At 62.5% G+C, this 9746-nt stretch carries 12 protein-coding genes; 7 read left to right on the forward strand and 5 right to left on the reverse strand.

Going from position 1 to position 9746, the window contains the following annotated elements:
• Positions 1–141: 141 nt before the first annotated feature.
• Positions 142–450, reverse strand: a complete 309-nt coding sequence (locus NKI85_RS32290; RefSeq protein WP_352530597.1) for a hypothetical protein — start codon at positions 448–450, stop codon at positions 142–144.
• Here NKI85_RS32290 and NKI85_RS32295 point away from each other — a divergent pair, their 5' ends adjacent.
• On the forward strand, positions 451–1011 hold the full coding sequence (locus NKI85_RS32295; protein ID WP_502896169.1) for a hypothetical protein: 561 nt from the start codon (positions 451–453) through the stop codon (positions 1009–1011).
• 446 nt (positions 1012–1457) lie between these two features.
• Complete coding sequence (locus tag NKI85_RS32300; RefSeq protein WP_502900753.1) at positions 1458–3230, forward strand: type II toxin-antitoxin system HipA family toxin; 1773 nt, start codon at positions 1458–1460, stop codon at positions 3228–3230.
• Here the strand turns inward: NKI85_RS32300 and NKI85_RS32305 are convergent.
• Both NKI85_RS32305 and NKI85_RS32310 read right to left on the reverse strand, forming a co-directional pair.
• Entirely contained in the window at positions 3225–3428 is a 204-nt protein-coding gene (locus NKI85_RS32305) for an AAA family ATPase (RefSeq protein ID WP_352530547.1), read from the reverse strand. The genes NKI85_RS32300 and NKI85_RS32305 overlap by 6 nt on opposite strands.
• A 185-nt stretch (positions 3429–3613) precedes the next feature.
• On the reverse strand, positions 3614–4744 hold the full coding sequence (locus NKI85_RS32310) for a site-specific integrase (RefSeq protein ID WP_352780056.1): 1131 nt from the start codon (positions 4742–4744) through the stop codon (positions 3614–3616).
• 275 nt (positions 4745–5019) lie between these two features.
• On the opposite strand from NKI85_RS32310, the gene NKI85_RS32315 reads away from it, so the two are divergent.
• The 4 genes from NKI85_RS32315 to scpB all read left to right on the forward strand — a co-directional run bounded on the left by NKI85_RS32315 (position 5020) and on the right by scpB (position 7807).
• The gene (locus NKI85_RS32315; protein ID WP_352780057.1) at positions 5020–5316 is read left to right on the forward strand and encodes a hypothetical protein; all 297 of its coding nucleotides are present in this window, start codon (positions 5020–5022) and stop codon (positions 5314–5316) included.
• Positions 5306–5899, forward strand: a complete 594-nt coding sequence (locus tag NKI85_RS32320) for a type II toxin-antitoxin system VapC family toxin (protein WP_352780058.1) — start codon at positions 5306–5308, stop codon at positions 5897–5899. The genes NKI85_RS32315 and NKI85_RS32320 overlap by 11 nt, the downstream gene beginning before the upstream one ends.
• Positions 5900–6140: 241 nt before the next feature.
• The gene (locus NKI85_RS32325) at positions 6141–7097 is read left to right on the forward strand and encodes a DUF1403 family protein (RefSeq protein WP_352530541.1); all 957 of its coding nucleotides are present in this window, start codon (positions 6141–6143) and stop codon (positions 7095–7097) included.
• Positions 7098–7099: 2 nt separating this feature from the next.
• The gene (gene scpB, locus NKI85_RS32330) at positions 7100–7807 is read left to right on the forward strand and encodes an SMC-Scp complex subunit ScpB (RefSeq protein WP_352530539.1); all 708 of its coding nucleotides are present in this window, start codon (positions 7100–7102) and stop codon (positions 7805–7807) included.
• A 43-nt stretch (positions 7808–7850) separates the two neighbouring features.
• On the opposite strand, the gene NKI85_RS32335 is transcribed toward scpB, so the two are convergent.
• The gene (locus NKI85_RS32335; protein ID WP_352780059.1) at positions 7851–8375 is read right to left on the reverse strand and encodes an RES family NAD+ phosphorylase; all 525 of its coding nucleotides are present in this window, start codon (positions 8373–8375) and stop codon (positions 7851–7853) included.
• Entirely contained in the window at positions 8372–8758 is a 387-nt protein-coding gene (locus tag NKI85_RS32340; RefSeq protein ID WP_023680933.1) for a hypothetical protein, read from the reverse strand. The genes NKI85_RS32335 and NKI85_RS32340 overlap by 4 nt, the downstream gene beginning before the upstream one ends.
• Positions 8759–9028: 270 nt before the next feature.
• Between NKI85_RS32340 and NKI85_RS32345 the strand changes: the two genes are divergently transcribed.
• Positions 9029–9746 (forward strand): IS110 family RNA-guided transposase (locus tag NKI85_RS32345; protein ID WP_352780060.1); only part of this gene is annotated, 718 nt, incomplete at its 3' end.

A 9746-nucleotide genomic window follows, 5' to 3' on the forward strand; every position in this document is an offset into this window, starting at 1 on the left:
TCCCCACTCAGCTGGCTAAATGCATGTTTTCTCTGCCACAAAGAGCATTATTTACGGCAGTAAAATCGCGTTCGTCAGCGGGCAAAAAGGTTGCAACTGCGAACGGGCGCAGGGAAGGCCTTTCCAGCCCGCCGACGGTAGTCAGGCTCCTTTTGAACTGGTCATTGGTGATGATATTAGGGCGCGGGTTTTAAAGCGATGGCCGACCAGCACGATCGCGACGAGGCGCGAAAGTCCTTTGGCTCCGATCGGGCGCAACTCGTCTATGGGAAGCGACTCGACGGAACATTCGCTCACATAGGGGAAGTCCAGCGTGGCCTCGCTTGCAGGTGCGTTTGCCCCGCGTGTGAGAGTCAACTCGTAGCCCGATTGAAAGCAGATCGCCAAGTACCCCATTTCGCGCACCATGGTGGTGAGGTGTGCGGAGGAGGGCCCGAGACCGTCCTTCATTTGCTGGCCAAGGAAGCGTTTCGCAGCGATCCGAAGCTGCTTCTACCTGAGCGGCTTGGGCTTCATAACAAACACGTGGTGACGAAGCCCAGCCTGGAGGTCGATACCGAGTTCCTTCGGCTTGAGTACAACGATCCCAAGACCATCATTCCCGACCTCTATGTTCGGGCTCACGGCTATGACCTGTTCGTCGAGGTCGCCGTCACCCATTTCGCGGACGACGCCAAGATACGGCGCCTCAGGGAACACAAGATTCCCGCCGTCGAGATCGATCTGTCCAAGCTTCCGCGCGACTCGCTAAGGGTGGCCATCGTCGAAGCGGTGCTGAAAACCGCGCGGCGGCCTTTTTCATCCCGGCATCGACACTGCGCGCGCGCAGCAGGATGCCGACGAGATCGCATGGCAAGAGGAACGCGACAGGGTTCATGCCGCCACCGCGGATGGAGCGCGCCAAGCCAGGCGCGGCGCGCTTTGATCATGGTGGCCGTAGCGCGGATCTGCGCGAATGAGAACAGCATCATCCAATGGACGTGCTATTACGCATGCCGAGCCGGCTGGTAGGGTCGAGGCCACCACGGATCGCCCTCCTGCAATGATAAAGTGAACGAGCGCTGGCCGCACTCCGCAGAAAGAGGGACGATCTGATCCACTGCACGGCCTCTTCAACGGCCTCGATGAGCCGATTAAGGCGAATGATCTCCCGCCGGGTCGACAGCCGGCCCAAAGGTTGGCCTCGGCCTCATTGCGTCGGCTTCTCGGCATTCTCAAGCGCCCACAGTGCTTGCTATCCTGTTGCCGAATTCGAGTATGGGGCCAGCCACACGTACGTTCGCAACTTTTGGGGGTCACGGAATTATCTCGCATCTCAGATGCGCGATAATCCTTGACATCGTTTGCGTCTTGGCCGAATTATCACGCATCTGAGATGCGAGATAATTTCCTTGCTTCATCTAGTTGGAGAGACAATAGACGCCAAGCGCGCCCATCTGCGTGCGCAAGTAGGCGAATTGGTTCAACTCGTCCGCGGTATCTATGTCGATGCTGCGGATGACATCGAGGCCACGATCTTGGACCACGCGGTTCGGATCGCACGCTACCTCTATCCAACGGCCTACCTGTCATCGGCAAGTGCGATTCTACTCGGACCTACGCCGGACGGGCGGCTGTTTATCAGCGGGCGACGCAACCAGCGCACCCGCCTGCGAACACTGGAGATTATTCAAAATGAGGCGCCGGCGCACCCTTCGACGGTGCGCGTCGTGGTCGGAGATAACATGGGGGAGCTGCGCACCGATGCTTCGTCTCCACGACAGCGCTTTCTGGAAGCCTTCCGGCTGCGTAGCGAGCACGCGAGTGCGATAGCCGGGCCGATGCGAGCACAAATGGCTGCGCGTATCATCGAGGAGTTTGGATCGCCGCAAGCCGCCGCGGACGCGGTTTGGGCGCTCGCTCGCGAGAACAGCTGGTATCGGGAAGGGGAGGGGGCAGAACGCTATCTGCTGGCGCGAGCCGACGCCGACAAAATCGCCGGCAACAAGGCGGCATTGGAGTTTCTCGTTGCCTGGCACGGAATCCCGCTCGGACAACTGACCCACGACGGCTTCGAATGGCGATGGAACCCTGCTGGCCGAACAGGCAGCCCCCCGCTCATTCGCGAGACGATGCCAGGCAAACTGCCGCCATTCATCGAGTCGCTCTTGCCGGAGGGGTGGCTCGCTCAGGTTCTGCATCAGCGCGATGAGCGCGACGTGCTCAAATCGGGCAAGCGCTATATGTCGAACATCGCCATCGTCAAGACCCGTGCGGAGCTTGCCAAGCTTCCCGCCGACATTTTGCAGGGCCAGCTCGTGGCCTTCTCGGAGACCGGCCGCTTCACCGGTCGCTACGCGGGGCCGGCGAGGGGCGAGATCGAGGAAACGTTCGAGCAGAACCTCGCAAGGCTGTTTACCAACGCGGAGACGCCACGCTTGTCGGGGGTCCAGATCAAAGCTCCTATGTGTTTGACGCTGGAAGGTCTGCTGCTGCCGGCGGTGGAGCAGCCGTTCACTCATATTCTAAAACCTGCCGGCACGGCTGGCTTCGAGACACTACCCATCGTCGAGTGGCTTTGCCTTGAGCTCGGCAGGGTCGCTGGCTTCGAGGTACCTGCTGCCGCGCTGATCGACATGCCCGATGGCATGCCGCCGGCGCTTGTGGTCGAGCGCTTCGACATCCGACGCAGCCTGGACGATAACAGGATGCTGGCGATGGAGGACTTTTGCTCGATCCTGGACCTTCCGGCCTCCGCCAAATATGACGGTACGATCGAGCGCATGGGACGGGGGCTTCGGCCGCTCTCGACGGACCCGTTAGCTGACCTCGAAATCCTGTTTCGACGTGCCTTGTTCGCCTGGTTCATCGCCGACGGCGACATGCATCTGAAGAACCTTGCTCTGCTCAAAATAGCCAGTCCCGGGTCGCGTCAGTTTGAGACGGTACGATTTGCACCGCTCTATGATGCCGTCACAACCCGGGTGTTTCCTGGCCTCGCTGGCGATCGCATGGCGCTAAAGCTCAATGGCAAGGATGATCGTCTGACACGTCACGACTTTCTCGCACTTGCTCGAACCATCGATCTGCCTGTCACCAGAGCCGAGGCGCTGCTGGCGGAGATGGCCGTGCGCCTCCGTGAGGCAGCATCGGGCGTGGTGTTGCCCGAACAACTGCGGGGGAGGCCGGCAGAGACGGCCGAGGCCGCCCTACGTGGCATCATTGCAGGGCGTGTCGAGCCATTCCTATGAATTCTGGAACAGTGGAAGCCGATGGACCTCATCGAGGATCACCAACTCGCCCTCATGCTCGGCAAGGTAGAGTTCCGGCTCCGCAAGCTTGGCTTTGTCCGCATCGGATTCGAGATCGAGATAGATCGACGGCCGTGTCTCGGCTATTTCGAGCGCAAGCGTAGTCTTGCCGACTTGGCGCGGCCCAATCAGTGCCACCGCAGGGAGAGCTCTATCAGTCCGGCGAGTTGCGTTTCGATGCGGCGATCATCCTCGCAATTATGGAGTACCATTCCTGATTCGCAAGGACGGACGCCGAAATTGGTCAGCGTAATTGAGCTATTGGCACGCAACGCCCGAATTTGGGAGAGGGATGCCAGAATGGCAGGGGAGGGACCCGTCCTCTATAATCCCGACGCCTTGGTGAGGTTGATCCGAAATCGATCGCGCCTACGCTGATATCTGCGGGTCATCTCGGCGCTAGTGTGACCGAGCTGCTTCTGCACGTAGCGCTCGTCGACCTCGGCTGAGGACGCGAGGCCGGCACGCAGCGAGTGGCCGGAAAACTTTTGGCCGCGCTCGCCCTCGGAAAGATCACCGCGCACGCCGGCGGCCAAGGCCGCGCGTTTGACCAGCCGCGCCACCTCCTGATCGTTGAGCCGCTCGGCGCCCACCGCTTTGCCCTGCCCCGTGACGCGGCGGAAGAGGGGGCCATGCGCGATGCGGGCCAGCTTCAGCCAGGTCTGCAGGGCGACGACCGGGCAGGTGGCATCGGACGAGCCGCGGCCAATCTCGACCTCGCGCCAGCCGGTCTTGCCTCGCAGCGTAACCAGCACGCCCTTGTCCGGGAAAAATTCAATCCAGCCGCAGCCGTCCTCAGTTTGATCGCGCGCAACATCGAGGCCCACGATTTCGGAGCGGCGCAGGCCGCCGGCGAAGCCCAAAAGCAACATGGCGCGGCCGCGCAGACCGCGCAGCGTGCCACGATCGAGCGTTTCCAGCATGGCGACAAGATCGTCGCGCAGGATGGCTTCCTTTTGACGGGGAGGGGAGGCGTGTTTATTGCGGATACCGGCGAGCACGGTGGCGATATGCCGGTCCTTCCGGTCGAGCGGTTGACCGCGTTGCGTATAGTTCCAGGTCAGCGACGACAGGCGGCGCTCAATGGTCGACACAGACTTTTTGTCCCGTTCCGATCCTGACGCCTGGGCCGTGATGTAGAGGCCGACGACCTGTGGATCTGGCGGCAGCGGATCAAACGCCTGGCGCCGGCACCAGGCGCAAAAATGCTTCCAGTCGGCGGCATAGGCGCGACGGGTGTTTGCCAAACTCGCCGCCTCGACGTAATCGCGCGCGCGGTCGGCCAGCTTTTCGAGATGGGCAGGCAGTGATGCTTGTCGCGAGTCGAGGACCTGCGTGGGAGGGGAGGGAGCCTCATCCGGGTGCCCCATTTCCATGACGACGTCGACGATGTCAGGCAGGTCGCTGGTGTCGACCGCGTCGATGGGCGTCATGAAATTACGGGGACTGCCCATCGAAACTCTCGATCATTTGAATGTCACAGTGGTGCGATTCTGAGAGCCCCAACGTGCGACCAAAGCGCCCAATTGTCCACCGCGAGGTGCTTGACCAATAGCTCCCGAGATTTGCGCCGGTCGCGTACGACCACACGCTGGGTCGTGCTATAGCATGACCGGGCGACGGACCATGTCCGATCCAGTGTTGACCCTCCTAGGGCCCTCTTTCTCAGTGCCGATCCTTGCCTTCATGTTCAACATCCCTTATGTTTCGTTCAACAGGAGAATCCAGGATGAGCGTACGTGGCGCAACGGCAGCCGAAAGCGAGGAGCGGATCGCCCACACCCGGAACCGTCTGGTGCTTGAGCAGGCGAGGGCGGTCGGCCTTCTCGGCGCGGCCAAGAACACACGCCTTTCCGGGAGGGTGCCGTCGGAATTGATCGAGGCGGCAAAGAAGCGCGCTCATGTGACCTCCGACACTGAGCTGCTGGAGCTCGCCTTGTCGCGGCTGGCCCTCGAGGACGATTTTGGCGCCCGGCTCGTCCGCCGCAAGGGCAGCATCACCGCAGACACTGATCTTGGCGTTTGATCTCGGGAGCGCACTGCGTTCCCTCAAACCACAGCGGCGTGCCGGCGGGCTGGAACGGCGGCCGGATTCCGCTCTGTCCTGGGCAGGGGACCAGCCGCCTGTCGGCGGTGCATTGCTTCTCGACACGAGCGTCTATCTGGACGTCCTTCAGGGCCGCACGCCCAAAGTGATCGATGACCTTCTGACCTATCGGCTCTGTCAGCACTCGGCCGTCTGCCTTGCCGAGCTCAGCCACCTGTTCGGCCGGCTCGAGCCAGCGCATCCCACGTCGAAGTCGGTCCTGAAAGTGGTTGCAGGCACGATTGAAGACATTCCAGTGCACCGGCTGCATGCACCCGACGCCACCGCCTGGGGACGCGCCGGCATGCTTGCCGGCCTGCTGTTCCGGCTGAGCCGTCTGCCGAAAGGGGAGGGGCATGAACGCCGCTTCCTCAACGATGCGCTGATCTTTCACCAGGCCGGTCTGCTGGGCGCGACGGTCCTGACCGGCAATGTTCGGGATTTCGATTACCTCAACCAGCTTGTTCCGTCGGTGCGTGTGATCTTCTACCGGCCGGTGACAGACTTGCGCCCGCAGGGTTGAAAGCCTCTGTGGCAGATATGCCCGTGCCCCGTGTTCGTCCAACCTCCTTTAATGACCACCAGTCTTGGTCGCTGAAACTCTCCTGCGACCGTTGAAACGCGGGCGACAACGGCCATTTCCAACGTAAGGACAAAAACGAACGATAATGCAACATTATCGTTCGTTTTATTACCCCGACAGGTTGTGCGTTTTGGCGCGAAAATTCTAGCGCAAAGCGCACCGGCGCTTTACCCTCGAAATCATGATTCGCCTCAATCCCGCGACCGCCGCCCCAGCCGCGCCCCCTGCCCTTCCGGCCTGGGCGCTCGCGCCCGGCCGTAACGCTTGCGACGCCGACGCCGCTTTCCAGGCCGGCGCCGCCTTGGCTTCGCTCGATAGCCTCGCCCGCGCGCAGCCTGCCTGGTCCGGCGCCTGGCGCCAGCGGCTGGCGCTGAAATGCGCCGCCGCCAGCATGCGGCTGGCCGGGCGCGCGGAGGACGAGGCCGCCCTGCGCGACGCGTGGCACCTGCGCCCGGCCGGAGCCGATCCTGGTCCTGCCGGCGCCATCTTCGGCGCTTGGCGGCAGCTCGCGCTCGTGCCGCCAGCCGCCGCTGTCGATCGCCTGGCACGGGTCACCGAGCAACTGGGTCTCCATCGAGACGTCGAGGCGCTGACCGCGCTTTGTGAACACATCGACGACCTGGCGCGCTCGGGGCGGCCGGCGCCGTTCGCCGCGGCAGCGATCGCCGCTCACGTCGTTGCCATGCGGCCCGATGCCGAGCTTTTTGCCTGGTGGCTCGCCGACCTGGTACTGGCGCAAAACCTGCGCTGGCCGCGGCCGCTGCCGCTGCTGCTGGCTCAGGCCTTTGGTCCGGCTTTTCGCGGCGAGGCCGGCGGCGGCAAACGGATCCGGCCCGGCGAAAAAGGGTTTGAGCGCGCGGTCTGCATTGCGCTGGTTCATGCTGCGACGGAGGCCTGCCGGTTGGCGACCGAGCTGTTGCGGCGCGCCGAAAAGCTGCTGGCGGCGGCACCAAAACTGCGCGCCAAAGGCGCCGGCGACGTGATCTTTCTGCTGCTCAGTGAAGACGCCGTCTCGGGCTCGCTGACGACGAAAAACCTGTCGCGGTTTGCGGCGCGCCGCCTGTTCGAGCGGCTGCAACAGCTCGACGCCGTGCGTGAGCTGTCCGGCCGCCCCACCTTCCGCCTGTTTGGACTTTAGCGATGAGCGAAGCGTCCGCCCGCCGCAAGGCAAACGATCAGCCGGCGTTGCTCGACACCGAGCTGGAACATCTGCCGGCGGAATTGCGCTGGCGCGAGTGGATGGGACGCGTCGAAGCGGTGATCTTTGCCGCAAATGAACCGGTGCAGCGAGAGGTGCTGGCGCGGGTTGTTGGGAGAAATTGCAATCTCGAGCTGATCATCGATGACATCCGCGCCGAACTCGCCGGCCGCCCCTATGAGCTGGTGTCAGTCGCTGGCGGCTGGCAGCACCGGACCAGAAAGGTTTTTGGCGATGCCATTCACGCAGCCTTCGGCACGGCCGCGGGGCAGGGGCCGAAAGAACTGTCGCAGTCGGAGGCGCTCGTGCTGATGTGCATTGCATACTTCCAGCCGATCACGCGTGGCGAGCTGTCTTCTTTCTTCGGCAAGGAGGTGTCGCGCGACCTGATCGGCGTGCTGCGCGCGCAGGATCTTATCGCTTCGGGTCCGCGCTCGCCGCAACCTGGCGCGCCCTATACTTATGTGACGACGAAAACTTTTCTCTCGCAGTTCGGGCTCGACACGCTGCGCCAGCTACCGGATTTCGAGGCGCTTGAGGACGCAGGGCTGCTGTCGAAGGAGAAGCTGCTGGCCGGCGATATTCCAGCCGGGCTGGCGAGCGGGGAGGGCGACGGCGAGGACGATGTCGTTGGGGACCAAGCGCCGTGACGGGGGACGTCGTCGCGTTGCGATCCCAGAGACGGTCGATAACTCAGCACCAGGACGACTGGTCGTGCGGCAACCGTTGATCGGGATCGTGAACCGCGACATGGTCGCTGTCGACAAGATTGGCCGGAAAGATCACCAGATTGGTGCCGCCGGCGTGACGCAGCGACGGAAACAGGATGCCGCGAAGTCCGGCGGTGATGACCAGATCCGCGAGCTTCCACGATGGCGGGATCTTCTTGTCGATGCGAGCGACCTTGCGCCAGGCACAATCCCACTCCTTCCACGGGCCGTCCCAGATGTCCGGGTCGAAACCCTGCGAAAGGTCGGCTACCTCGGCGAGCGTGATCTTGTAAGCGGCAAGGGTGGCGGGCGGGGTGATGCTGGCTCCCTGCTTGTATTCATCAAGCGCCGTCTGGGTCGCACGCGACAGATAAAGTGCTTCGATGCCTGGCCGGTTGAAACGACCGCCGTCCATCGCTGCGCCTGCACCGCTGGTGGGCAGGAAAGCCCATTTGGGAGTCAGATAGCGATGGAAGATTTCGTCTGGACCGATGCGGGTGATCCTCACCCGCGCGCACCATTCTCGAGATCCCGGATAAAGGCCAGAACCGCCTCGACCTGGCCGCCCGCGACGAGCTCGGCTGCGGTACGATGGCCATAGTCGGCGATCGGTTCATTGCGGTACCAAAAGATCGCCTTGTTGACGTCGCCGGTGAGTTCCGTCGCCGCCGAGATCACTTTCACCATCTCGCGCATCCGGCCCTGCAGGCGCTCCGATGAGGGATTGCGGAGCGTGTTGCGGTGGACACCGGTCAGCTGGGCCAAGTTGGCCACCTTCACGCCCAGCGCCTGCGACAGGCGCTTCGGCGAGATATAAGGCGTGCGCGGCTCCTGCAGGCTATCGACAAAGCCGGAAATCACCGTGGAATGTGCGAGCTGTGCGTGGGCCATGACAAATCTCCGACCTCTCATATGCACAATATATGCACATTCCGATGCATAGCAAGTGGACGGAGGCCCTACTCCTTCCACCAGACTACTTGCCCTTCTTCATTCCGTAGCGTTTGTTAGCTCTAGCGGCGGCAATGCGCCCAACCTCGGTCGTTTATTGCGGCCCTGCACGCCCCCTGAAAGCAGATGAGGTGGATGGCTCCCGCTCCCGGCATCACAGTGCCACAGTGGGTTTGCTGTCAGGCAACCCGAGCTAAGGAGCCATCCGCCATGCAGATTACCACCGTGGGCCTTGATCTGGCCAAGCGCATTTTTCAAGTTCACGCCGTCGACGCGTCTGGAGACGTTGTTGTGCGCAAGGCACTGCGCCGATCGCAGGTTCTGCCGTTCTTCACCAAGTTGCCGCCCTGCCTGATCGGCATGGAGGCGTGCGGCACATCGCATCATTGGGCTCGAGAGCTGACGGAGCTCGGCCACGAAGTCCGCCTGATGCCACCGTCCTACGTGAAGCCCTATGTGAAGCGCGGCAAGAATGATGCAGTGGACGCGGAAGCGATTTGCGAAGCGGTGACACGCCCGACCATGCGTTTCGTCGCGATGAAGTCAGCCGAGCAGCAAGCGGCCCTATCGCTTCACCGCACCCGTAATCTTCTGGTCAAGCAGCGTACGCAACTGGTGAATATGATCCGCGGCCTGTTGGCCGAGTTCGGCATCGATATTCCCGAAGGTTTGGAGCAGGCGCTTAAGCTGGCGCGCCAGATAGCCGCGAAGAAATCCACATTGGACGTACCGGCAATGGCACTGCAGATTCTGTGTCTCCTGTGCGAGCAGGTGCTCGACACCCATGCCCGGCTCCAGACCATCGACCGGTCGATCCTTGCCCAGCAAAGAACGAATGAAGTGGCACGGCGTCTATCGACCATACCTGGCATTGGCCCGATCGGTGCCACAGCGTTGGCGGCCTCGGTTGCTGATCCGGGTCAGTTCC

Source organism: Mesorhizobium sp. M0571, assembly GCF_040320985.1.
In the GTDB taxonomy this organism is placed as follows: domain Bacteria; phylum Pseudomonadota; class Alphaproteobacteria; order Rhizobiales; family Rhizobiaceae; genus Mesorhizobium.